General features: G+C 28.8%; 25 protein-coding genes. 10 read left to right on the top strand and 15 right to left on the bottom strand.

The genetic code is table 11. From position 1 onward, the window contains the following. The first annotated feature begins 7 nt into the window (after positions 1-7). The gene (locus tag ACTG48_RS03440; RefSeq protein WP_021383263.1) at positions 8-535 is read left to right on the top strand and encodes an ECF transporter S component; all 528 of its coding nucleotides are present in this window, start codon (positions 8-10) and stop codon (positions 533-535) included. Positions 536-1,176: 641 nt separating this feature from the next. On the opposite strand, the gene ACTG48_RS03435 is transcribed toward ACTG48_RS03440, so the two are convergent. The 10 genes from ACTG48_RS03435 to ACTG48_RS03390 form a co-directional block, all read right to left on the bottom strand. Beyond that, a complete protein-coding gene (locus ACTG48_RS03435) occupies positions 1,177-2,418 on the bottom strand; it encodes a M56 family metallopeptidase (RefSeq protein WP_479918138.1) in 1,242 nt (413 codons plus the stop codon). A 12-nt stretch (positions 2,419-2,430) separates the two neighbouring features. Beyond that, positions 2,431-2,808: a BlaI/MecI/CopY family transcriptional regulator gene (locus tag ACTG48_RS03430; protein WP_234781089.1), complete on the bottom strand. Its 378-nt coding sequence runs from the start codon at positions 2,806-2,808 to the stop codon at positions 2,431-2,433. A gap of 512 nt (positions 2,809-3,320) precedes the next feature. Further along, positions 3,321-3,890, bottom strand: a complete 570-nt coding sequence (locus ACTG48_RS03425; RefSeq protein ID WP_479918137.1) for a GrpB family protein — start codon at positions 3,888-3,890, stop codon at positions 3,321-3,323. A gap of 298 nt (positions 3,891-4,188) precedes the next feature. Then, entirely contained in the window at positions 4,189-5,196 is a 1,008-nt protein-coding gene (locus ACTG48_RS03420; protein WP_479918136.1) for a M56 family metallopeptidase, read from the bottom strand. A 474-nt stretch (positions 5,197-5,670) separates the two neighbouring features. Next, entirely contained in the window at positions 5,671-6,420 is a 750-nt protein-coding gene (locus tag ACTG48_RS03415) for a GNAT family N-acetyltransferase (RefSeq protein ID WP_479918135.1), read from the bottom strand. A 221-nt stretch (positions 6,421-6,641) separates the two neighbouring features. Beyond that, positions 6,642-8,219 carry a ClC family H(+)/Cl(-) exchange transporter gene (locus ACTG48_RS03410; RefSeq protein ID WP_479918134.1) on the bottom strand — a complete coding sequence of 526 codons (1,578 nt, stop codon included), beginning with the start codon at positions 8,217-8,219 and terminating at the stop codon, positions 6,642-6,644. Between the two features lie 389 nt (positions 8,220-8,608). After that, the gene (locus ACTG48_RS03405) at positions 8,609-8,824 is read right to left on the bottom strand and encodes a hypothetical protein (RefSeq protein WP_479918133.1); all 216 of its coding nucleotides are present in this window, start codon (positions 8,822-8,824) and stop codon (positions 8,609-8,611) included. 306 nt (positions 8,825-9,130) lie between these two features. Next, on the bottom strand, positions 9,131-11,215 hold the full coding sequence (locus tag ACTG48_RS03400) for a bifunctional diguanylate cyclase/phosphohydrolase (protein WP_479918132.1): 2,085 nt from the start codon (positions 11,213-11,215) through the stop codon (positions 9,131-9,133). 45 nt (positions 11,216-11,260) lie between these two features. After that, entirely contained in the window at positions 11,261-13,519 is a 2,259-nt protein-coding gene (locus ACTG48_RS03395) for a response regulator (protein WP_479918131.1), read from the bottom strand. A 25-nt stretch (positions 13,520-13,544) separates the two neighbouring features. Then, positions 13,545-13,934: an Hpt domain-containing protein gene (locus ACTG48_RS03390; RefSeq protein WP_479918130.1), complete on the bottom strand. Its 390-nt coding sequence runs from the start codon at positions 13,932-13,934 to the stop codon at positions 13,545-13,547. A 396-nt stretch (positions 13,935-14,330) separates the two neighbouring features. Here ACTG48_RS03390 and ACTG48_RS03385 point away from each other — a divergent pair, with 396 nt between their 5' ends. From ACTG48_RS03385 to ACTG48_RS03375, 3 genes are all read left to right on the top strand, one after another. Further along, a complete protein-coding gene (locus ACTG48_RS03385; RefSeq protein ID WP_479918129.1) occupies positions 14,331-14,954 on the top strand; it encodes a TetR/AcrR family transcriptional regulator in 624 nt (207 codons plus the stop codon). A gap of 6 nt (positions 14,955-14,960) precedes the next feature. After that, on the top strand, positions 14,961-15,329 hold the full coding sequence (locus ACTG48_RS03380; RefSeq protein ID WP_479918128.1) for a hypothetical protein: 369 nt from the start codon (positions 14,961-14,963) through the stop codon (positions 15,327-15,329). A gap of 181 nt (positions 15,330-15,510) precedes the next feature. Then, positions 15,511-15,687, top strand: coding sequence for a hypothetical protein (locus ACTG48_RS03375; RefSeq protein ID WP_479918127.1), 177 nt, complete (start codon positions 15,511-15,513; stop codon positions 15,685-15,687). A gap of 644 nt (positions 15,688-16,331) precedes the next feature. Here ACTG48_RS03375 and ACTG48_RS03370 read toward each other — a convergent pair. Together ACTG48_RS03370 and ACTG48_RS03365 are read right to left on the bottom strand one after the other, a co-directional pair. Beyond that, on the bottom strand, positions 16,332-16,868 hold the full coding sequence (locus ACTG48_RS03370; protein ID WP_479918126.1) for an IbrB-like domain-containing protein: 537 nt from the start codon (positions 16,866-16,868) through the stop codon (positions 16,332-16,334). After that, positions 16,865-18,199, bottom strand: coding sequence for a phosphoadenosine phosphosulfate reductase (locus ACTG48_RS03365; protein ID WP_021383262.1), 1,335 nt, complete (start codon positions 18,197-18,199; stop codon positions 16,865-16,867). Before ACTG48_RS03365 ends, ACTG48_RS03370 begins: the two co-directional genes overlap by 4 nt. Positions 18,200-18,840: 641 nt before the next feature. Between ACTG48_RS03365 and ACTG48_RS03360 the strand changes: the two genes are divergently transcribed. Both ACTG48_RS03360 and ACTG48_RS03355 read left to right on the top strand, forming a co-directional pair. Next, complete coding sequence (locus ACTG48_RS03360) at positions 18,841-19,071, top strand: hypothetical protein (RefSeq protein WP_479918125.1); 231 nt, start codon at positions 18,841-18,843, stop codon at positions 19,069-19,071. A 6-nt stretch (positions 19,072-19,077) separates the two neighbouring features. Beyond that, positions 19,078-19,518: a DUF3788 domain-containing protein gene (locus ACTG48_RS03355; protein WP_479918124.1), complete on the top strand. Its 441-nt coding sequence runs from the start codon at positions 19,078-19,080 to the stop codon at positions 19,516-19,518. A 571-nt stretch (positions 19,519-20,089) separates the two neighbouring features. On the opposite strand, the gene ACTG48_RS03350 is transcribed toward ACTG48_RS03355, so the two are convergent. Together ACTG48_RS03350 and ACTG48_RS03345 are read right to left on the bottom strand one after the other, a co-directional pair. Beyond that, the gene (locus tag ACTG48_RS03350) at positions 20,090-20,533 is read right to left on the bottom strand and encodes a GNAT family N-acetyltransferase (protein ID WP_479918123.1); all 444 of its coding nucleotides are present in this window, start codon (positions 20,531-20,533) and stop codon (positions 20,090-20,092) included. A 401-nt stretch (positions 20,534-20,934) separates the two neighbouring features. Beyond that, positions 20,935-21,399: a GyrI-like domain-containing protein gene (locus tag ACTG48_RS03345; protein ID WP_479918122.1), complete on the bottom strand. Its 465-nt coding sequence runs from the start codon at positions 21,397-21,399 to the stop codon at positions 20,935-20,937. Positions 21,400-21,589: 190 nt separating this feature from the next. Here ACTG48_RS03345 and ACTG48_RS03340 point away from each other — a divergent pair, with 190 nt between their 5' ends. From ACTG48_RS03340 to ACTG48_RS03325, 4 genes are all read left to right on the top strand, one after another. Continuing rightward, entirely contained in the window at positions 21,590-21,733 is a 144-nt protein-coding gene (locus ACTG48_RS03340) for a hypothetical protein (protein ID WP_479918121.1), read from the top strand. Between the two features lie 276 nt (positions 21,734-22,009). Then, positions 22,010-22,396, top strand: a complete 387-nt coding sequence (locus ACTG48_RS03335) for a VOC family protein (protein WP_479918120.1) — start codon at positions 22,010-22,012, stop codon at positions 22,394-22,396. 421 nt (positions 22,397-22,817) lie between these two features. Further along, positions 22,818-23,549 (top strand): CPBP family intramembrane glutamic endopeptidase, encoded by a 732-nt coding sequence (locus tag ACTG48_RS03330; protein WP_479918119.1) that lies wholly within the window; start codon positions 22,818-22,820, stop codon positions 23,547-23,549. 208 nt (positions 23,550-23,757) lie between these two features. Continuing rightward, entirely contained in the window at positions 23,758-23,913 is a 156-nt protein-coding gene (locus ACTG48_RS03325) for a hypothetical protein (protein ID WP_021383241.1), read from the top strand. A gap of 334 nt (positions 23,914-24,247) precedes the next feature. Here ACTG48_RS03325 and ACTG48_RS03320 read toward each other — a convergent pair whose 3' ends face one another. Then, positions 24,248-24,442, bottom strand: coding sequence for an IS200/IS605 family element transposase accessory protein TnpB (locus ACTG48_RS03320; protein WP_021383244.1), 195 nt, complete (start codon positions 24,440-24,442; stop codon positions 24,248-24,250). Positions 24,443-25,170 lie beyond the last annotated feature (728 nt).

Here is a 25,170-nt window from a genome sequence, read left to right as displayed (position 1 = left end):
GATTTCCATGAAAACTAAAAAAATGATTTTATCTGGTATATTCATAGCATTTGGAATTATACTACCTATGTTTTTCCATACGTTTAATTTAGCAGGTCCTATATTTTTACCTATGCATATTCCTGTATTAATAGCTGGATTTTTATTAGGTCCAAGTTATGGGGCGATAGTGGGAATAATTACACCTATATTAAGTGGTGTTATGACAGGTATGCCACCTTTAGTTCCAGTAATGCCTATAATGGTTTTTGAGCTTTGTGGTTATGGATTAGTAACAGGGATTTTATTTTCTAAGAGTAATAAAATTTATTTAAGCCTTATAGGTGCAATGTTAGTTGGTAGGTTATTTGCAGTTGTAGGTGCATTTATAGTTTCGCTTACAATAGCACCTCAAGTAAGTCCTTTAATATTTGTTTTTGGAAACATAGTACAAGCTATTCCAGGTATGTTAGTTCAGTTGATATTTATACCAATACTAATCAAGTTTACGTCTAATAATGTTGAGATAAGAAAGGTATTAACTCAAGGAAAATAAAATGAGTTTATAGGAAGTAAATTAATATATTTGTAGAATATCCAATATAGATAAATTTATAGGTGTGTATTTTATGGAGTTACAAGTAAGTGGCTCCTCTACAATTTAAGAATATATCTAATAAATTAGGATTGAAAATGCTAAATGGCTATTTAAAAAAGTTTTGTTGGACATCAGTGTACTTTACTACTTAAAAAGTGGCTTAATGCTACCATTGCCAATGTATTTATCAATATATTATTATACAATCTTAGATAGCTAAAACCCTAGGTTTTGAAAAAAGGAGATGATACAAATTTGTATTTTGAGACATCTCCTTTTTATTTTATATTTATAAATCAAAAACTACTAAATTAACTGCTTTTTTCATATTCATAACATCTTTTGATTTGTCAAGATATTTGTCAAACCGCTTTATATCCTATCCCCACATATAAATCTATTCACCCATTAGGTTCTAATATTAAATCTATAATATTTTTATTTGAAATAATTAACATCATAATCTATTTTTTATTTGAAATGTAGCCAATTATAAAGTATCCAAGTTTTTTAATTAACATATAAGTATTTCTTTCATATTCATATCCTATTTTAAAATTATTTTTATCAAAATTCATTTGAGCATACCCTTTTTTCTTTTAATTAATTCTAAATCTTCCTATAATTTTTACACCTTCTTTATCATAAAGAGGTATGCTTCTTTTAAATATACTTAGATTTCTTTTTCTTGTATAGGCAACGGCTTCTTCTGGTGTTTTTGGTTGATTATCACAATCATACAAATCCCTTTTCCTTACATACCCTAATTTCTTTCCTAATCCTATTGCTGCTATAAGTTCTGGTTCAATTGAATTTCCATTTGAATCTGTTATAGATGGACCATATGTTTCTCCATTTTTATTATAACTAATATTACCACCAGTATCTCCTAATATATCCTCATTCTGTTCAGAATTAGCATTAATAGAAAACATAGACCCGATTATTATAAAAGTTAATAAAAGTTTAAAACCTAGATTAATTTTCTTTTTATCTTTATTAAACATACAATTCAACCTCTTTTTTAAAATAATATTTTTTTCATTTCTAAACTGAGATACATATACTGAATACCTTAATGTTTTTTTATATTTTATTGTATCTAATACTAGATACGCATATTCCTCGATTTCACTTGAGGTATATTCATCAATCACAATTTCATCACAAGATAATTCACATAATTCATTAAATTGTTTCTTTAATAAGTAACAAATTGGATTAAACCAGTGTATTGTACATACAAGACTAACCATAGCTTTAAACAAATTATCTTTCCTTTTATAATGAACCAGTTCATGTCTAAAGATAAAATTTAATTGTCTATTACTATATTCTTTTTCTGGAATTATTATTTTATAATCTCTTAAGCCTATAATAGCTGGGGAATAAATCCCTTTAACTCTATATACTTTAAATATTCTATTTATATTTAATTTTTTTACTTGTTCATTTAAGACATTAATGATATTTGCATCTAAAACTTCTTCTTGCAAATTTTCTACATAACTATAAAATTTAAAATTAGCTTTTAAATAATGAAAAGATATTAATACAATACCTAGCATCCAAATATACATAAATATATCTAGATTAATACTATAACCATATGATATATAACTATCAATACTATGTTTATAATTCTTAATTGTGTTACTATTGATAGTCAATATATTTAGATTTATTTTAGATATAAATAACAGTCTAAATATTATTAAGATACACATTAAGTAATAAAACTTACAGGTATATCTATTTACTTTTTTAGTAAATAAAATAAACAAAAGAATTGGTATACTCATATAAATATTTAATTTTACAATCTCGATAAAAAGTTCCATAAGATACTTCTCCTATTTTCTTTTTTTTATCCATTTCTCAAGCTCTTTTATATCGTCATCTGATATTTCATTTTCACAACCCAATGATGAAATAAAGCTATGCATAGAATTCTTATGCATAAATTCAAAGAAATCTTTTGTTTCAAACTTCAAATACTCTTCACGCTTAATCTTAACAGTATACACAGTATTTCTACCATCTTTTTCAAATTCTAAAAATCCTTTGTCGCTCAATCGAGAAAGGACTTTCCCTGTAGTCCCTTTTGTCCATTCATGACATTCTTCCATAAAATGAGCTACTTCTCTCGCAGGTATCTTATCCATATCTTTATCCCAGATAAAATTCATAACTAACAATTCAGACTTTGGTATTTTCTTCAATATAATCACACACCTTTAACTTTATTTTATTAGACATTTGTCTAAAGGTCAATATATAAATATTATATTAATACAAATAAATAAAACAAAATTTGCTACTTTTTGTATTCTGTACTTTATGATATATTTAATTTTTCTTATTTAAATAGTGATATACTATACCATATCCTTACAATTCTAGAGCTTCTAATATATCAAAACTCATTCATAAAATGAAACAACTTTTCAGCACTTTTAATTTAAAAGCTTTTAATAAAAGAAAAAGGGCAATCAATCTGATTACCTTTTTAGTTTAAATTTATATAACTTAGTCAATCTCATTATCCTTTTTTATTTAAGTTTATATAGTCTAATCAATCTCATTACCATTTTTGATTTAAATTCACATAATCTAAACAAGATAACTTCCCTTTTTATGTAATCTTATACAATCTAATAAACTCTATTTCTATATCTTTATATAACTTAACACACATTAAAAATCAATAAATGACCTAATTAAAAAATATATAAATAAATTTCTAACTGTATCTATTAGAATACAATACTTTTGCTCTTTCAGTAATTTCTTTAATAAAATCCGACTTACTATCTGTATAAGCATCACGATTATGCTCATACTTCTTCCATAGGTTTAACTTAAGTTCTTCATACTCTTTAGCAACACTTGGATTGTCAATTAAATAATCTCTAAAAAACAACTCATCATTATCCCCTACATATCTTATATGCAAATGAAAAACTCTTTCTTCAAAACCATCTATTGTATATCCTTTATTAAGTGAAACCCTGCTACTACTCCCCGACATACAAATATATCCCGTTGACTCAATTAATTCTTTAATATGTTTCATACTACAATCTTTTATTATCTCAATCAGTATATCAACAATTGGTTTGGCATAGATTGTACTCACAGAAGTGCTTCCAATATGACTTATTCTAACAATATTTTGCATAGGTAATACCTCAGTTAACCTGAATTTTTCTTCCTTAAACCAATCTTTCCAACAGTCCTTATGAGCAGTCAAGACGATTGGGAACAACTCCCATAATTCCTCTAAAGTCATATCTTCCAATTGCTTTTTCATAAGTCAATTTTTCTCCTTTAAACTAATTATTTTAAATACTATCTTTATCTATTCAATTACTATAACTAGCATACTTATATATAATAATTTATTATAGTAAGTGTATCCACTAAAATACTATAATCCAAAAGAATTCCCAAAAATATGATTTACATTATTACATATAAAAATAAAATCCTTTGCTCTTTACAATCAAATTTACTTAATTTATGTAATAGATTAATAAATACATCCTCTTCACTACTTAATGTATAAAAAACTGATTATAAATTTTTTCTACTATTATTTAAATTTTATATTACTCATCTGTATTAACAGTTCCTAAATACTTTAAGCTCTGATTATTATTCTCAATAGGCGACTGTTTATGTAGTGGATAATTTAATTGCGTGTAACTAATTATATCAAATTTAAAATATGTAATAGAAGATAACAAACATAAAATTACCACCATCAAAATACCACTTCTACACCTTTCATTAAACATACTAGATACTCTTTTTCTAATATCCGACTCCTTATGTAATCCAGCTACAAACTTATTTGAATGACTTGAACCTTTCCTCATTGCATTTATTATAGTTAATGCGTAATCCTGTCTCTCCTCTATAGTACGATTCTTTAAAACCCTTTCATCACAATAAAGCTCACAATCCAAATCTATAAACTTCTCCATTACATATATAAAAGGATTAAACCAATAAACACATTTTAAAAACAACACCAAATACTTAATATAAAGGTCTTTGCTCTTAAAATGCATAAGCTCATGTCTAAATATCCAATCCAACTCTTTTAAAGTATAATCATAAGGTGGTAAAATCACACTTGAATTAAAAAACACCGGAGTCTCAACTTCATAGGAGTATTTAAGCTGTATCTTTTTATTTATACTAAGTTCCTTTAATAAATTCTCATAAAGATTTTTTATCTCTTTATCCTCCACATCATAGGATAAATCATTTATTAAAATTTTAACCTTAACGTATTTCCAACTAATATAAACTAAATATATTATTATACTAGTAATCCAAATAAAAAATAAAATGCTATTTTTCGAAGTGAGAAGATTATTAATATTTTCTAAATATACCTTATTAATAGTATATTTGTATTCTTGTCTATTAAACGTAAAAGTATAGTATGTAAATGGCAGTAATAACTTAATAATTACAATCAACCAAATATAATAATTAAATCTTTTACTAAACCTTTTAAATATAGTCATTCTAAAACTCAATAGGATAACTATACATAAACCACTTAATACAACAGTCCTAAGAATGTCATTCAAAATTAAATTCATATAGCCACCTCTCTTCTTTTAAATCTAGAATAACTAAATATGTCAATATAAGTCAATCTTATATGTAAAATATTTGACTTCCCAAAAAATTATCTCTTATTTTAAGAGATTAAAAAAATGAATACTCTAAATTAAAATTATATGATTTTTAACACAACTCTTATTAATAGTATTGTTTTGAGTGATAACATAATCCAGGCATTTGCCTACACACAAACATAGCGGAAAATCTAAAGACTTCCGCAACCACAACAAAAAGAACATTACTTGGCTACAAACTTGTACCTGCACTATTTCTGTTTGTAGCCTTTTAGTTTCATTACTATTATTACAAAAATACCTAATAATAAATATACTTCCAAAATACAATATACTTCCTATAAAAACAATCTATTATATAAAATTAGAAATATAATATTTCTATCACTCACCATAACTTTCTTTCAAATCTTCAAATTTTTCTATGTAACTCCATCATTTCTTTAGTATTTTTTTCAAATGAGCAACATCTAATAAATTCACTGTTTCAAATTTTCCTTTATAAAATAATGCGAAGTTATTAAAAACACAAGGTAATTCCTTTGCTTTTTGTAATGTATCTATCTCAATAAATGAAGCTGGAACATCATGTGTCGTGCAATACTCTTTTAATATTTCAATATTTTGATAGATAAAAGGACATTGCATATCATAATAGATGGTTAGTTTCTCACTCTCAATTTCACACGATTTTGCATTTTGCTTGAACGCTGGTGTTGTTCCATCAAAAGAAAGTGCAAGTAGTTCATATCCGCTATCAGTACTATCAACTACCTCAAATCCAAATTTTTTCGCAAATGCTTGGTCTGAAAGCCATGCTTTTTGTTTTTTTGCTCCAAGCATACAAATACCAGATTTCCCATTCTCTTTAGCATCTGCCACACAATACTCCATTAACGATTTCGCATACCCTTTTCCTTTATAATCACCCAAGACCCACAAGCAATAGATATAGTAATAGTTATCACCAGTAATAGGAACCCATGCAGTCTCAACAGGTGCATACTCAATAAATACAGTACCTTTGACATTTAATTTTCTAAAGGTATGCCCTTCTCTTAATCGTTCAGAAATCCATTGCTTTTTGGCTTCAATACCTTGATGTGGCTTTCTGATACGGATAATACAACATAAATGTTCATTGGCAAGATTTTCTTCTGTTACGTTTACAAATTCATCACACATATTTAAATCTTCCTTTTTTCAAAATTTAATTTTTCCAGTTCAATAAATTGCATTATTGTAGCTTTTCACAGAATATAAATATACATTAGTCCATATAATTTCATTAATACACATATTCAATTAACTTATTTTTTCAAATTCTTCTACCTACATCTAAAACATTCACATTTTTATTTCTTATCAATCACTCATTGACACTTGCCTAAATCCAACATCATTACTTATCTATAAATATGTGACGTATTCTCTTTACACAAATTTTCCATCCTATCATACACAACACCACTGTCTCTCTCATCTGTCATAGTCACAATCACATCACTTGGCTTAAGAACAGTTTTTCCTCTAGGGATAATCTCTTCACCACCTCTTTGAATAGCTACCAAAAGACAATTCTCTGGCCATTGTATATCCTGAATCTTCTTGTTGGCAACAGGAGAGCCAAACATAACCGAAAACTGGTCTAATATCTTTTCTCCCCTCTCTTTAGAAGCAGGTTCTCCATTTTTCTCAAGTAATCGCTCTAAAAGACTTTCATAAATAGGTTTTGACTTCATAAGAGTAGCCACAATATATGCCACAATCGAAATTATAGAAAGTGAAAGCATTTGGCTAACAGAACCTGTCATTTCAAAAATCAATATGATACCAGTCAAAGGAGCACGTACAATAGCTGTAAAATATCCTGCCATAGCCAAAAGAACAAAGTTATTTATATAATCAGGGTCCATTCCAAAAACCTTCACACCTATCATTCCAAATATTCCACCTATAAATGCTCCTAACACAAGCAACGGAAAAAAGATACCCCCTGGTGCACCTGAGCCAAAACTTACAGCCGAAAATATAAAACGTACTACAAAAATCAAAACAACCATTCCAAAAAGATATTCATGACTTGTAAGTGCCTCCACCAAATTGTGCCCACTTCCCAGCACTTGAGGCATCATAAGTCCAAGAACACCAGCCATAGTGAATGGAATCAACAGTTTACCAAATGTACCGATTTTAGGAATCTTTTTATATAAAGACTGCACATATAGAGTAAACCAGTTATAAAATGCTCCCATAACTCCAAGAATAACACCTAGAATCACTATTAATCCATAATAATTCTGTGGCAATACATGCCCGATGTCAAACTGGAACACAGACTCCATACCTAGAAAATTAGCTGAGATATAGTCTGCTGTCAAAGATGCTGTCATAACAGAAATTAAAACAGATACTGAAAAGTTCTTATGCACTTCTTCCAGTGAAAACATAACCCCTGCCAGTGGTGCATGAAATGCTGCTGACAATCCAGCACTTGCCCCACAAGTCAGCAAAAACTTTTCCTCTGTCTTACCTCGGTCAAGTGCTCTAGAGATACCTTTCCCTGCCATAGCACCAAGTTGAATAGAAGGCCCTTCTCTACCTAATGCAAGACCACCCATAAGTGCCAAAAATCCTCCAATAAATTTTGTTGGCAACACACGCCACCATACTTGTTTGATTTTTCCTGTCATTTCTCCCTCAAGCTGAGGAATACCACTTCCAGAAATCATCGGTTCTAAGTCCACCAACTTTGATACAATCCAAGCAAGTAGTGCAAGCACTGCAAACCAAGCTATTATTTTTACTGTGGAACCTTCTACAAACTTTAAGATTTGACTGAGCCATATACCAGCCTGCCCCAAAAGTATCCTATATAAAAGTACAATCAAACCAGCCACAGCACCAACCATCAGTCCTTCTCCAATTAAAATTACCTGAAAGTTCTCTGCCCGTTTGATAACATGAGATGTATCCTTTTTCATGCTCTTCCTCCTTCTCCCAATAATTCTGTACAATATCAGCAAATATAGCTTTTAATTTACTAAATATAGATTACTTTATTACTTACTCATTATATTTAATAAATATAACTAATGATACTATAATGCAAACACTAAATGATTATTGATATATGATTTCATTGTATTTACTACTGAATAAATAATACAATACATTTTTGGAAAAATAAAGGAAAGAATGATATAAAGCTTACATCTGTCAGCCATAATTTATGTTCTTTTTTGTCTTAACTCTTTCTTCTTTCGTTTTAATTTTGCTTCTTTTATTTTAATTTTGACCTTTTTTACTTTAACTCTTCCATATTTTAACTTCACTTCTTCTTACTACTATTCTTCAATCTTCTTTATACAAACTATTGCCTCCAATGCTCTAGTTGGTCCCAACAAATATTAATTCCACTCTCATTACATGCAATCGAAATAGCCTGCCTTGTAGCCTCAACTGCATATTGGCAGTACAAGTCATTATGTCTAAGTTCTTTCTTAGAAAATGATAGCAAAGGATTAAAATCTTTTACTTGCCCTGCCACCTTTACAGGTAAATCTGTGGTATCAAACCTATCAATCATCTGTATACCATGATTACCTGCTTTTACATTACTCCAAAATTCTTAAGATATATAAATAATTTATATATAAAATTATTTATAATGTCTAAATTTAAAAGCGAGTAAAAATAATTTTCTGTGAGCATTTCTATTACTATATTATAAATTTGTATTGACTTGTAATTAATTGAACAAGAAACTTAGAAGTAATCAAAATTGATTTACTTCTATTTTTCTTTACTTATAATTGATATAAAGTTTTTACTCATATTATAAACAATAACTTAGAATAAATGTTTTTTACTATTCTATAATATTGTTTATGTTCTATTCACTTTCAATAGCTGATATTGTTGAAAATATATCTTTCATTGAATCATCGTAAAGACGAAAAATACCTCTTCCAGCAGATTTTGCTGCATAAAGAGCTTGATCTGATTGTTCAAAGAGCACATCATATTGATTGTTTGCTTTTTCAGTAGTAGATATACCCATACTTACAGATATTAAAAAGCCCTTATACTCCCCACAAATAGATTGGAAAATCTGTTCAACAAATTCAAGGAAGTTGTCATTATACTTAAAAAAAACAAGGAATTCATCTCCTCCTACTCTTGCGATAATACCATTATTACTCAAGCAATTTTTCAGACATTGTGCTGTATAGCAAAGTATTTTATCTCCGAACATATGCCCTCTACTATCATTAACCTGTTTAAAATTATCTAAGTCAAGTATAATCAAAGCAAACTTACTATCTGGTTCATCCATAAAGCTCTTTTGTATCTGTTCTTTTGCACAAGAATGAGTTAAAAGCTGGGTTAAAGAATCATGTTGTACCAGATGTTGAAGTTTTATAAGCTGACTACGCTCCTCATTAATATCAATTACTTTTCCAACTGCTCCCATATAGTGAGGAGTATCCTCAAGTAGCCATAGGGCATGACAAATAAAATGATACCATCTCTCCTCATCCCCTATCTGAATTTGAAAATCATGATGGATATCTGGAGATTCAGGAGTCGTCTGACGTAATAATCTATCTAATATTCTTAAATTATTTATACCCATGATATTGTAGAGCTCAGAACTATGATATGGGTCTATTGCACACTTTGTTAAACCAAGTTGTTTGGTACCCCAGTCTGAAAAAGTTACTATATGTGTTGCTTCCATGTATTCAAATTGAATTTCTCTAGACATCAAAGCTAAAAATTGATACTTAGTACGCTCATTTTCTAGTAGTTGTAATGTACGCTCAGATGCCAAAAACTCCTTATGTTGTAGTATATTTGAAGAAATATCGTGATGTTTCATCGGACCAGTAGTTGCTAAAAAATCATTTTGCAACTTATCTTGAATATGGTCAGAAATATCTATCAGACACTCTAGTAGAAGTGGATTAAATGCTCCACATTCACCATTCAAAATCATTTCGATTGCCTCTTCATGGGGAATTGCTTTTTTATAAACCCTATCACTGATTAATGCATCATATACATCTGCGAGAGCAACTATTTGTGCAGAGATTGGAATTTCCTCTCCTTTAAGAGCATCTGGATACCCCCTTCCATCATAACGCTCATGATGCCAATGACAAATTTCATAGCTAACTTTGACAATTGGTTCATTTTTATAAAAGGCTAATGTCTTCAGCATAGATGCTCCTGCCACAGAATGCGTTTTTATCACTTCAAATTCTTCTGGTGTAAGCTTACCAGGTTTGTTTAGAATTTCATCTGGAATAGTAAGTTTTCCGATGTCATGAAGAGATGACGCTGTGCTAATAAGTGAAATATCTGAATCTGTTAAATCATATTTATCTGTTTTTTCTACTAGACGATTAAGTAGCATATTTGTCAACGTATAAATATGTAGTACATGCAGTCCACTTTCTCCATTACGAAATTCAACAATATTACTTAAGATATTTATCATAATCTTGCTTTGCTTTTCATTTTCATAAATCTGATCTGTTACCATCTGAGCTAATTTTTTTTGCTTTCCATAAAGCATAAGAGTATTTACAACACGTCTACGCACTATTGTTTCATCAAAAGGACGATTGATATAATCCGTTACTCCAAGTCCATAAGCTTGATTTACATAAGAAGATGCATTTTCAGCTGAAATCATAATAACTGGTATATTTTCAATCCAATGGTATTGGTTCATTATAGCTAATACCTCAAATCCATCCATTCTTGGCATCATTATATCCAATAGAATAAGATCAATTTCTGTGTTAGTGCTTAATATATCTATAGCATTAATTCCGTCTTCTGCTTCTATGATTGTATATTCATCTTCTAACATATCAGTGAGGATTGCACGATTAATTTCAGTATCATCAACAATTAATATTTTTTGTCTTCTTGCCATTTGAGTTTCTTTAAATTCATTATTTATCATCATATATCGCCCCCTTTTGTGACAACACAATCATTTTTATAATATTTATTTTAGATATTTTTTTAAACAAATGTTAAGAGTTTCAAGTTCAATAGGCTTAGTGATATAATTGTCCATACCACAAGCATATCCTTTGTTAACTTCTTCAATGAAAGCATTTGCGGACATAGCCACAATAGGAAGATGGTTCATATTATTTTCTTTTTCTAACTGACGGATTTGTTGAGTTGCCTCATAACCATCCATTTTTGGCATCTGGATATCCATAAAAACTAAGTCATAATATCCTGGGTCAACTGTTTTAATACGGTTGACAGCCTCTAATCCATCCCATACCTTTTCTGTGGTTACACCAAAATAACTAATAAATTCTTCTGCAATATCCATATTTATTTCATTATCTTCAACTATAAGGACACGACCTGAATAAGTTTGCTTACTTTCAGCTACATTTACATTGGTTGTTTCCTTTGTTTTTTCACTTGATGTTAAGTTACTCATTATGTGATATAAACGGGATTTGAACACTGGTTTTGATAAAAATGCATTAATACCAACTGATTTTGCTTCTTCTTCGATGTCAGCCCAATCATATGCCGTAAGAACAATAATTGGTAATTCATCACCAACTATCTTACGTATCTGACGTGTTGTTTGTAGACCATCCATGACCGGCATTTTCCAATCTATAATAACAACATGATAATCTTGGTTAATTTCATGGGCCATTTTTGTTTTCTCCACGGCTTCAATACCACTAAGTACCCATTCACAATTCATGCCTATTTCCTGTATAATTCTTACTGTATTTTCACATGCAATTTCGTCATCATCTACAACTAGTGAACGCAAATCGTATAATTTACTATAATCAAATGTTTCTTCTTCACAGGTCTGTAACTTAATAGGAATAGTTACTATAAATGTTGTACCTTTACCAAGTTCACTTTCAATCTGAATTTGACCCCCCATCATATCTACAATATTCTTTGTAATAGCCATACCAAGTCCTGTACCTTCTACTCTACTTTTTGTGGAAGTTTCTGCACGTTCAAAAGGTTGAAATATCTTTTTTATAAAATCTTCAGACATACCAATTCCTGTATCACGCATTATAAACTGATAACTGCCATAACTTTTTGTAGTTGGTGGCAACTCTCGAATAGTTAAACCAATTTTACCACCAGGTTGTGTAAACTTCAAGGAGTTACCTATAATATTTGTCATAATACGATTAATTTGTAAGGAATCTCCAATCACTTTTTCATGAGAGATATCACTAACATTGATTTCCATTTGTATACCTTTCTCAACAGCTTGTGGATATGTAATACTAATAAAATCATCTATTAGTTCAGGAAGTTTAAAATCTTCTTCATTTAGTGAAACTTTTCCACTTTCAATTCTACTCATATCTAAAACATCATTAATTAGTCCTAACATATGACGTGAAGATGACAATATTTTGGTTAGGCAGTCTTTTACTTTATCCTTCTTATCAATATCCATAGCTGCAATTACAGTAAGACCAATAATAGCGTTCATTGGAGTACGAATATCATGAGACATATTAAATAAAAATTGAGATTTTGCCAAATTTGCACGTTGTTCTACTTCAAGTTCAGCTAGAGCAGAATTCATTTCTTCTTCAGATTTGTATTTAAGTCTCAGTATGTATTGATAAAAAATAATAGCAATTAAAACTGATCCACTAAGAATACTACCCATTATGACCATTATTTTTTTAGAATTGGTAACTAATTCGGAATATTGGTTAAGTTTTCTTCCTGCACCTTCTGTGATAGTAACAGATAATGCATCCAGCTTATCTAGTTTTGGTTGTATTTCTTTTGAAAAGTATGCTTCTATATCCTCCTCTGTATTGTTCTGTGATTCAGCCATTTTCAACATTTTTATCTGGTCATTATACAGTTGAGAATAAAGTGAACGCATGGCTGGAACACTTTGTTTATCAGCTAGGTAACGCTCATCTAAAAGATTAATTAATTCTGTCATTGACTTATCAATAGAACTGTAATGTGTTTTTATCCCAGTTATTACATCAGAGGCCTGGGAGTAAGATAAACGTTCTGGTAATGCACGTAATAATGTCAGATTAGCTTTAACATCACCTATTGCAACAGACACAGTATATGGATGTTCACTGACTATGTTCATTTGTTCATTCATAGTATTAGAACTATATATAGTTATTACATAGTATATAATAACTATCACAAATATGATGCCTGACATTATTTTTGATAATAGGTTTATGTTCGTTTTTATTAGTTTCTGAAACATATATTATTTGTTCCTTTCTTAAAGTTTAAGTTCTATTAGTAGAACCTTGATATTCCTTGATAGAAGCAACCACTGTGTTGTAATCTTCACTTACCTGTAAAAATAATGAAGTAGCTTTAATAATGTCTTCTTTACGAAGTGCTTCTGTAATAGAATGAGATGATTCTGCTAATCTGTTGAATCCAAGATTTTGAGAAACTCCTTTCAATGTATGTGCAGACCTGAAAGCCTCTTCAATATTACCTGTTTCTAACGATAATTTAAGTGTCTGAAAAGACTTATCCTGTAAAAACTTATTAATATATTTTTCTATACGTTCTTCTGAGCGAAAACGGTTAAATATATCCTGATAAGCTCCACCAAAAGATTGATAACATTCTTTAATTGTCATAATTTCACCCCCCTCTATATTCATATTACTTTATATAATATTATAATCGAATCTAGGCGACAAAAGTATTATATTTAGTTAATAAACCGAAATTTTCATTAGATAATTTATCTTATAATAAATATATAAATTTGCAGTGTACAACATTTTAAAAAGAAACAATGGAATGGTTGAAACAACTAGCTTACAAGGTTTTTCTAAAAAATATAAAAAACACTACTTATCACTCAATGAAATTATTGAAAATACCCAATTTATTTTGGGATTTTATATTAACTAAGTGGGATATAAATCAAAGTTCAGAAATGCTCATAAATAATAGTGTGAGAATATAATTTAGTCCCCTTCTTGACAAGTGAACATTTGTTAACTATAATGTTAGTGAACGATTGCTCACTATATTTATTGATGGAGGTTATTATGCCAAAAAATGAAACACGGGATACAAAGAAAGTTATTTTAAAAGTTGCACTAAAATTATTTTCTGAACGAGGCTATGATGGGGTTGGTATCCGCGACATATCAAAAGAAATTGGGATACGAGAGAGTGCTCTTTATAAACATTATAGTGGAAAGCAAGATATTTTTGACTCAATTCTAAAAGACATTGAGCGTCGTTATCAAGAAGAAGTTTCTACTCTTCTCCCTGAAAACATGACCAATATCCTCTCAGGAGAAAATGATGTAAGAGAGGAATTATTCCGTATTAGCATTACAATGTTTAACTTCTATCTCAAAACGGAGTATGGTTCTCAACTGCGTAGAATGTTGACATTAGAACAGTATAGAACTTCTGAGGCAGGTAAATTTTTTAGGAAATTGATAATAGACAAAGGTTTAGATTATATATCAGGTGTGTTCACTAGTTTAATAAATGATGGAGTTTATATTGATGCCAATCCAATGGTAATGGCCTTGCAGTTTTATTCACCTTTATATTTGCTGTTATCAAAATACGACAATCAGCCTGAAAAATATGAAGAAGCGATATGCTTTTTAGAAAGACATATTACGATATTCAATAAAATCTACTTGAAGGAGTGATAAACGATGAAAGGAATTGGAATATTGGTAGTAGAGTGGTTTATAACTAGTTTAATTGTTTATGCAGGGCTATCTGATAAGCAAATATTATTTATTAATGGACCTAGATTAGCTGTCATTACTTTGGGCGTAATAGGATTTGCAATGTGTATGATTATGCCAACAATTGGTAAATTTATTAGCAACGTACCTGCTCACCCCTTCACAATTATGGGATACATTTTTGGTGCAATTGCATTACTAACTACGGTAACACAAATATTTAAATGGAATATTCCTATCATCTATGACCCGAAAGCTGCACTTTTTGTAGTTGCTGGTTGCATTGTCATAAAGTCAATCATTGGCAGGTTTGCACTGTTGATAGTTAAATAAATAGATGTAATGATTTTAAATAATAATCTTAAAGATTCACTGTTTTATATTAGATAAGTAGCAATCAGAGTAGTTGTAAATACTCTGTTTTTTACAATTAAAAATCATAAAAAATTATAGATAAAGTGTATATATAATTTATAGATAAAACTATCAATAATGTTAAAAAAAGTTGTTTTATATGAGTAATTCAATTGACAAACCACGATTTTTATTAGATAAATTACGATATAATATATATAAATATGCAGTGTACAATATTTTAAAAAGAAACGATGTAATGTTTGAAACAGCTGAGTTACAAGGCATTTTTGAAAAACATCAAAAAACACTACTTGTGGCTCACTGCGATTTTTAATATTTTGTTTGGATGGAAGTATTGAAAATGCCAGATTTATTTTGGGGTTTTATATTAACTAAGTGGTATATAAATAAGATTTTCATACTTAACACCCTTTCACGAATATTAGTTTTATATTAACTAAGTGGTATATAAATATGACTAATTTGAAAATAAATAACACAAAATCTTCTTTTCAGTAGTGTTTTTGGGGGATTATTGGGTATTATGATAAAGTCCAAAAGTATATTAGCTACTTTTGGACTTGGATTTTATTCTATTTTTTCTAATGAAGTATAATTTTTAAGAATATGTAAAAAGTCATATTTATTATCTATATAGGCTTGTTTGGTAAAACTATCTATATTTTCTGTTGGCAAATCAGTTATAAGAATTTTTAATTTTTCAATATTGTTATCATTATCTTCATAGTCCTTTTCATATAAATTTTTTATAACATTAGGTTGTACACTTGGTAAGACGGCACGAAAATAGTTCAGATTATTATCTTGATAAAAAAAAAAAAAGTAATAAGAACTAACATATAAAAATCTAAAAAAGGCGTTGAACTCAAAATTTAATTAAAAAAAAATCAATTTTTAGACAACCCCTTTTCTCAGTATTTATATATAGCTAAAACTCTTCACTTTTAATATGTATTTTTAATTTTCTCCTCTAGTATCAAAATCAGATGGAATCCATGAATTACTAAAATCTTTATCCTTAAATAGATAAGCTAATCCAGTTATTTGCTTCAATCTAAGAATTTCATCAATCTCCATGCCTAGATGCTTAGATATCCATTCATCAGACTTTCCAATTTCACAAAGTTCAGTTATAATAGTACTCATTAAATCCACATTATGTGAGCCCCTTGCACGATTATGTCGAATAGTACTTGCCATTCTCTCATCAAGAGACTTATCAATTATTGAAACAGGAAGAAGTCCATTTTCTCTATCATATATATCCTTATTTTCAAGCATTATCCTATAACGATGAAAACCATCTACAATAATATACTTGTCTTTTTCCTGATTATAATAACAAACAATTGGCATTGTATACCCATCCTCTTTAATACTTTTATATAGCAACTTCATTTCTGGTGGGGCTACTGTGTTGGGATTATAGTCGTTAGATTCTATCTTTTCAATTGGTACTGAGATGATTCCATATACAGGACTTTTATATTTCATAGCATCTTAACTCCTATCTCATGAATTTTTTCATATTTTTTCTTAATATACTCTGTCCTAATTCTTTGTTCTTTTGTCGGGCTAAATCCCATAAACTTACACATATGGTCATTTTTTAAAATACAATAACACATTCTTTTCCAACTTGGTATATCTTTAGTAAACTTAATATCATCTGTATCATCAGGTATATCACCTAAAAATTTAACTCTAATTTTTTGGTCTTTTGTATAATTTGAAACTCCATTTAATTCTATTTCATATCCTTTCATTATCAATTCATGTATAACGACTTTTGGCAAACCTCCTCCTTTATTGTGCCAAAAATCAATAGATGTTGTAAATTTCTTAATATAACTATTTCTTATATTTTCAGGTAAAGTATCTAGTAAAAATTGAGTAAAACTTTTCCAAGTATGTCCATCTGGCAACGCAATACTACGATACCCCATGGCTTTTGTTTTTCCATAAATAGAAGTAAAATTAACTCCTTGCACTCTAGCAACCAATTTCATCCATACATCTGGGTCTAATACCCTGTATAAATTTAGGCTATCTTTCGCTGAATCATTAAAAGGAGATGCTACTCTCATTTTTCTTGGAGCTACTCCAGCTTTATAGAACAAGTCATAAATTTTATTGTAATCATAGTTGAATTTATAGTGAGCTAGCCAAACATCTTCTAACTCCCAATCATATATAGGAGATGCTGTCCAGACATTTTTAAATTCCTTAGTTATCCAGCATTTTCCTTTATATCCATGCTGTTTATTTACAATAGCACAATAGCGTTGTAAAGATTCTGACGCTCTTGTTCCTAATAAACAAACAACTTTTGCACCTTTATGCTTATCTCTCATCCACCTGCCAAATTGTTTTGCTAAACTTTCTTGCCTCATCTTATACTTATAATGGACAAATGGGTTATTTTCTTGATTTATTATGTATTCTTTGACTGGCATTTTTCTTACCCATAGCTCTTCTTTCTCATCATCCCACGGATACCAAAACATTTCATAATTTCCTACAGCTGTTCTTGTAGCCATTGGTAGACATACCCAATATGGTTCAATATCTTCAATATTCTCGTCAAACGTTTTTTCAACATATTCAGTTGTCATACTGTATTGAGCCTCAAAATCTTGATGAAATACTCCAATTTTGGAACTTATATTATGCTTTCTCTTATAATCCAAAATTAAATTCAATAATAAGCCACTATCTTTTCCTCCACTAAAAGATACATAGATATAATCAAATTCACTGAAAATATAAGAAAGTCTATCTTGAAAAGCTTCAAACACATTGGATTTTAAGTATCTTTTATCCATTTGGATTCTCCCCTTTCAATTAGAAGTTTATAAAACCTTACAACGTAGTATTATGCATTTTTAGCAATAATTAACATAAATTCTACAGTATTTAAATACACAGCTCCAATAAAATACATATAATTATAATATAATTTTCCTTTTATATTATAAACTATATTTTATCACTATTTTACATTATTTTCCAACATAGATAAATATCATATTTTTTCCGCCTTTTCTGTACATTAATATTAACTGCTAACATTAACTACTTTGTATTTTATACATACTACATGTATAAGACTTACAAAACATGACAAACTGTTGTCATAATTACTTTGCTATACTAAAAGTAAAAATAAGATATTTTATGAAAATATATATAAAAATAGCCCTTGGCTTACTTATAAGCTTAACAAGGACTTAAATTTATACTATAAATATTATCATGAAAGATACTAGTTTTGATTACAAATTATATATTTAAGAAGATATTAGTTTTAATTGCAAATTATATGTCTAAGGAGATACTGGTTTCGATTACGAATTATGTGTCTAAGGAGATAATAGTTTTGATTGCGAATTATATATCTAAGGAGATAATAATTTTAATTGCGAATTATATGTCTAAGGAGATAATAATTTTAATTACGAATTATATGTCTAAGAAGATAATAGTTTTAATTGCGAATTATATGTCTAAGGAGATAATAATTTTAATTGCGAATTATATGTCTAAGGAGATAATAGTTTTAATTGCGAATTATATGTCTAAGGAGATAATAATTTTAATTACGAATTATATGTCTAAGAAGATAATAGTTTTAATTACAAATTATATGTCTAAGAAGATAATAGTTTTAATTACAAATTATATGTTTAAGGAGTGAAATCTAATGTATGAACGTATGCTTGAAAAAAATAATAAACCTTGCTTATCTCAAATAATCGAATACATAGGTAAAGATGGGTATACACGCCTATGCAAGTTAGAAACTTATCTTGAAACTCAATACAGTTTATCAAAAGAACTTCGATTTCCTTTTGGAAACAATTATGGTTGGGGCTACAAATATAGTCATAAATCTTTTCATCTATGTTATGCATTCTTTGAAAAAGGTGCCTTTACTGTTATGATTCAGATAGGTGACAAGCAAGTTCCAGCAGTGGAAAAAATGCTAGTTGCCTTAACACCAAAAGCTAAAGAACTCTGGGTCAATCGTTATCCTTGTGGCAATAATGGTGGTTGGATTAAATATCATATTTTAGAAGATGCAGACTTACTCGACATTATTCAGTATATAAGAGCAAAAAAAACTCCACCTAAGCAAAGTTAATTTTAGGGTTTCTTTCAGATATATCACAATTCCATCTATTCCCTCTAGTTTATAAACTTGGAGTATAAAAAACTTTAGTAATATTGTCTACTAGTATATCTATATTTGATTTTTTTACAGTAAAATAATAAGTCTTATCATAACTAAAACATTGAAATCTAATTATCTAAACATCTTTTTATAGATATACTACACTTTTTATGACGATTTTATTTTTTATAGTAAACTCTCTGTATCTTACCATAAAATAGTTACATAACTTATCATAAGTCGTTCCTCAAACCGGCATTGCATAAGGCTTTTTAGATAATTTAATTTTTTGTCTCATAACTTCTCATAGGTTATTGTTGTAGGATTAGTGCCATTTAAGCAACACAAGCTATTCTTTTAATGTTGCAAATATGAATACCTAATATCTAGGAGCATAACCTCCCCTGCAAGTGGTATTCATATACTTTTGGTGCATACCTCCAACAAGCAAAATACACAAGTGTGTATACTCATGTACTGCTTGCCACTATTGAATTACCCGTATTCGTATCAGCTCCTTATACCAATAAGATTAACATAATTATAACTCTTTTTTTAAATAAACCATATCCACAAGCTGTACCCCATTTTCAAATATAGGGTGGTCGTAATTGTCTATAAAAAAGTTGTCAATCCTATGAGAAAGGTAAAAACCATTTTTTTCATAAAACTGTATAATTGAAGGAATATCGCCCGTTCCGACAAGCATTTCTTTATATTTATCTTTGTAAAATGTTGAAATATATTGAATAAGCTTACTGCCATATCCCATACCGTGCCACTTTTCGTATGTTGCTATATTTTTAAGCTCGCACGTATCAGAGCCTTCACTCGTGACCACACATATGCTTTTCAACTCATTATCATACAAGGTAAACAGCTCTCCACGTTCAAGATATTTGTCTATCATAGATTCTTGCTCATCAGCAAGCAAAAGTAAATCAATAAACTGCTTTTTATCCTCATTTACAATTTTAATTTCCATTGATTTCCCCCCCTAAACTAATTAGCTGTATTTGCCAAATATTCATTAACCACTTGACACTTGTTTCATTCTACGATTTTAATACAGTTTTGTAAAATGAAAATATATCACTTTAAAGCTTCTCACAAGCTGTTATTTTATTCGGTCGCTAATTTGGCACTACTTTATTACTTTATCCTTTTTCTAATATTACAAGAACACCCATATTCATACTCATTCCTAGCGATATTAAAAACTATAACATACTAAAATAAACGCTATTTTTTATTCAGACAATCGTGAAAGAGTGTATTATAAGCTCGGATTACTGTTCGTATAAAAAGCTACAAATTTGCATAAAATGAATATTTTACCGAATCAAAGTAAACGAAAGCACTCATTACTTTCATATATAAGTCTACTTATAATCTGCGTATTGGGAAAAACATATATCCTTTGCCAGTTACAGGACAATTAAAATCATGTACCGAGCCAGCAAGAGCAATATTGTTTTCATGTAGATACAAAATGACATTTTGGAAAGTATCATTACCCTCATTTTCTACATAGATATATTCATAGCTTGGTACAATCCACTTTGTCCAACCAATCGGTGGCTCTGCATCATCCAGACATTCTACTCCAGCAAGGTACAAACCCTGTGAAAATCCATTTTCCCATGGGTTGAACGAATGAGAAAAATCAGACATTGCACCCCATACTCCTAAAATATTCCCATCATCATCCTTTTTGGCTAGATGAGCTACTTCATTAAAATGGGAATTGGCATCTTCCCAAAGTCGCTGGATAAATTCCTTACCATCGGCAGTAGAACCTTCCTTCCCAATAACAGTAAAGGAAGCTTTTTCACATTTTTGAATATCCATTATAATCCCTCCATTTTTATAAACTGCATTATTGCTTTTTCTAAGTTTATTTTACCATTATCTACTTTTCGATTCAATTTGTATAAGAGTATATCCTCATATCTTCTTACTACTCATTATAAGTCTACAAACTTCCCCATTGTTTATACTACTAGTCTATTCTCCTCTTAAGCAAGGTGAATTTCAAATTATGACAGACATTTCTCTTGTTGACAGTACGAAAGGCAGAACAAGAACTTCTTCCAAGATGTATAGCACAGTAAATAAACTTTTATCGGAATCAGTTAGTATGATTGTAGAAAAAGTCTTTGAGATACTGGAAGCAATCAAATAAAGTGAAGGCGAATGGATAGCAGAATCTTCAATAGTTTATGATAAATCAAGTCAAGCTGTTTATTATTGCGATAATCAAGGTTTTGCAAATATTCAAGACTTTCTTTTTCAGTAATATAAATTTCAATTTATCTGAAAAATATGAGTCATTAATATGGAAAATAACATACACTCTCTTCTTTGTTATCAGTATTTCTGATATACTAATGTTAGTTATTCTTAATTTGTAGAGTAATTGTAACTATAAATTATTTACATTTTGTACTAAGGGAAGGAGATGTTAACCATATTAACTCCATATTTAACATTTAATAATACTTGTGAAGAAGCTTTTAACTTTTATGCTGAGGCTTTTGGAGGTGGAAAAACTCGATTTGCAAGACTAAACAACAACCCAAACAACCCTGTTATGCATGCAAGTGTCACTTTCACAAAATATGATGGTTGTATAATGGGTGCAGACACAGAAGAACCTGTTGTAATTTCTGGCATGGCAATTTGTGTTGTGTTGCCATCTCGAGAAGTAATTGAAGAAATATCTGTAAAACTTGCCGAGGGTGGTATACTTGTACAAAACTTTTTACCTCACCCACCACCAGATGAAAATGATGGTGCTGCTGAAATACTTGATAGGTATGGGTATACTTGGTATTTGAGTACATAGACAAAACAAAAAATCTACAACTAATAAATATAATGTAACTCAGACAAATTCAAATTTAATATTTTAATATAAGCCATTAATCTATCAATATTAATGGCTCTTTTCATATCCATAAAAGAAAAAACAGAATCTTTAAATACAAAAGAATCACCTAATTTCTAAAAATGTACTACTCTCTAAAAAATGGGATTATTCATATTAATGTAGACATACATGATATTTAAATATATCATTATATCATAGGTAAAATTTTTCATACATCAATAATTTTATGATAGCTATTCAGTTTAAAATTAATCATTTTTTCACTATAGCTAACTATTTTAATACTACAGCTATTTATTTTAATACTATAACTATTTATTTTAATGTTAATCATTTTAAAATTAATCTTAAAATGATTACTTTTTTAGGAGGATTTATGAACCTTTCATACGTAAAAAAATATTTTATAAACTTTTGTCTAGCAATATTAATATCTTTACTCATAGCTTTTGTGTATTTTATTACTTCAGCTTTTCAATCAATTAACAGTGCAATACAAAATCAGATGATTAAAACTATCTCAACTTTTATAATTTCTTTTATAATAGTAGTAATCTTAGCTAAAATGTATAATGAAAACATAGTAGAAAATACTTATAAAAAACTTTCTTTAAAAAGTCTCTTTAAATACGACAAAAAACATATATCAACTATATTATCACTACTAATGGTATCAATAATATTTGCCATAGGAACATCAATCTTTATTTCTAAATTAACAGAGGGATATGACTCTGATTCAAATTTTGGAATGATTGATTTTATAGCTGCTTTTACATATGTTCCATTTTTAGAAGAATTAATATTTAGAGGTCTATTTTTTAATATTGCCTCTAGCTTGTTAGATATGAAAAATCATATTGTAAAAAACATTGCAGTTGTAGCCAATATTATACTTTTTTTAACTATGCACTATTCTAGTTGTGGTTTTCCTAGATTTAATATACCTCTATCACTGTTAATATCAATTCTTCCAAGAATAGTTATTTCAGCATCAATGGTATATATTTATATTGAAACTAGAGATATTAAATACAATATTTTTTTACATATGATATATAATTTTACAGCTTATGTAATAAATTATATTTTGATGCCATACATGTAAATTACAATACTTTTTTGATAAATAATAAATGTTAAAATCATAGTATAAACTACTTTTTTATGATAAAATTATAAAGCTAGAATATGATTTTAGAGTCACCCTAACAACTACAACTTTATGCTAAATTTACAAATTATTCTTTATATTTTTATGGACACATATTTTTTTGACTAGATTGAAGGTAAAAAATAAAAGGATGGTGATTTAATTGAAACTCAATAAATTTATAGAATTTACAATAGGTCTATTTATAGATATAGAAATCAGTTTACTTTTAGACCTTGATTTTCTACTGACAACTTTATTTGCTGTATTATACATAACTCTATATATTCCAGATGTCTACAATAGCATAAAAAAATAAAAATTTATCCTTGATAAATTATATTTTATTGTTTAATATATTTATCTCATACTTCTAGCTATAAATGTACAAACAACGAATTGAACTACTTCACCTTAACTACCTTTGGTAACATTTGAAGGTAGAGATTCCTGTTCGATATTATTTTTGCACTAATAATTCATATGCTCTACGGGCTGTTCCATACCCACTAATCTTAATCCTTCTTTTAGTGTAATAACTAGCATTTATGTCTCTATCATACTCTGTATTACAGTCTAGACAAACCCATTTTCTAAGTACTAAGTTTTTTTACATCTTTATTTTTATTACCACATATATTACATAATTGACTTTATAGATATGTATTTCCTATTACAAAAATTAATATTCCATACCAAGTAGCTTTATACTCAAGTAACCTTCTAAATTCATGCAATGATACTTCGTTTATTGTATTTGCTAATTTATGATTTTTAATAATATTACTTACTTTCGAATCTTCTAAACAAATTATTTGATTTTCCCTAATTATTTTATAGGTATCCATTAGTAAAATATGTTATCAAAGTCGCTATAAATACTAACAAAATAATTATTATAACTTTTAACCATCTTTTTTTTATCATTTTTGCTACAAACACTACTGAAAAAGCAAGGATTATGTTTGATAACAATATTCCAATATTCATAGATATCAACTCATTTCTATTTATTTCTATTGGTAAACTACTGATTGACAATAATATTCTTCAATTTCTCCTGCAACTCCTATAGTTACCTTCTTAGTTCTTATTTTGTATATCATTCCGCCTTTTGGGTCTAATACCATAGTGAACTATAGAACTTGCTATAACTCCGATTACAGCTCCTCCAACTCCTGTAATTAACGCTGAAAGGATGCCAATTATCCCATTAACTCCAGTTGATTTTATAAGTGAAAGGTCTGATTTTTTTAGATATATATCCCAACCACCTTTTACCTTTACAGCTTTGTTAATGGAGTAATACACATAGTTGTTATCATTGTAGTTGCAAGTAGTTTATTTATTCTCTTTAACTTCATTTAAAGACACCATCCTTCTATTGTTCTATTTAATTATATAACAAATTAAACTCCTATTTTTAGAGATATATTATATAAATTTTTTAAAGTTTATTATCTATATAATAGTTAAAAAATAAAATAAAAAAGGATGTCTCAAGTTTGATTAAAAGTTTTTCTCTTAGTTTGTGATTCTCAGCTTTTAGTGAAATAAGTCCTTCCTCTTTACGCAT

This window comes from Clostridioides sp. LIBA-6822, assembly GCF_056688955.1.
This window is presented reverse-complemented; position numbering and strand designations above follow the sequence as displayed.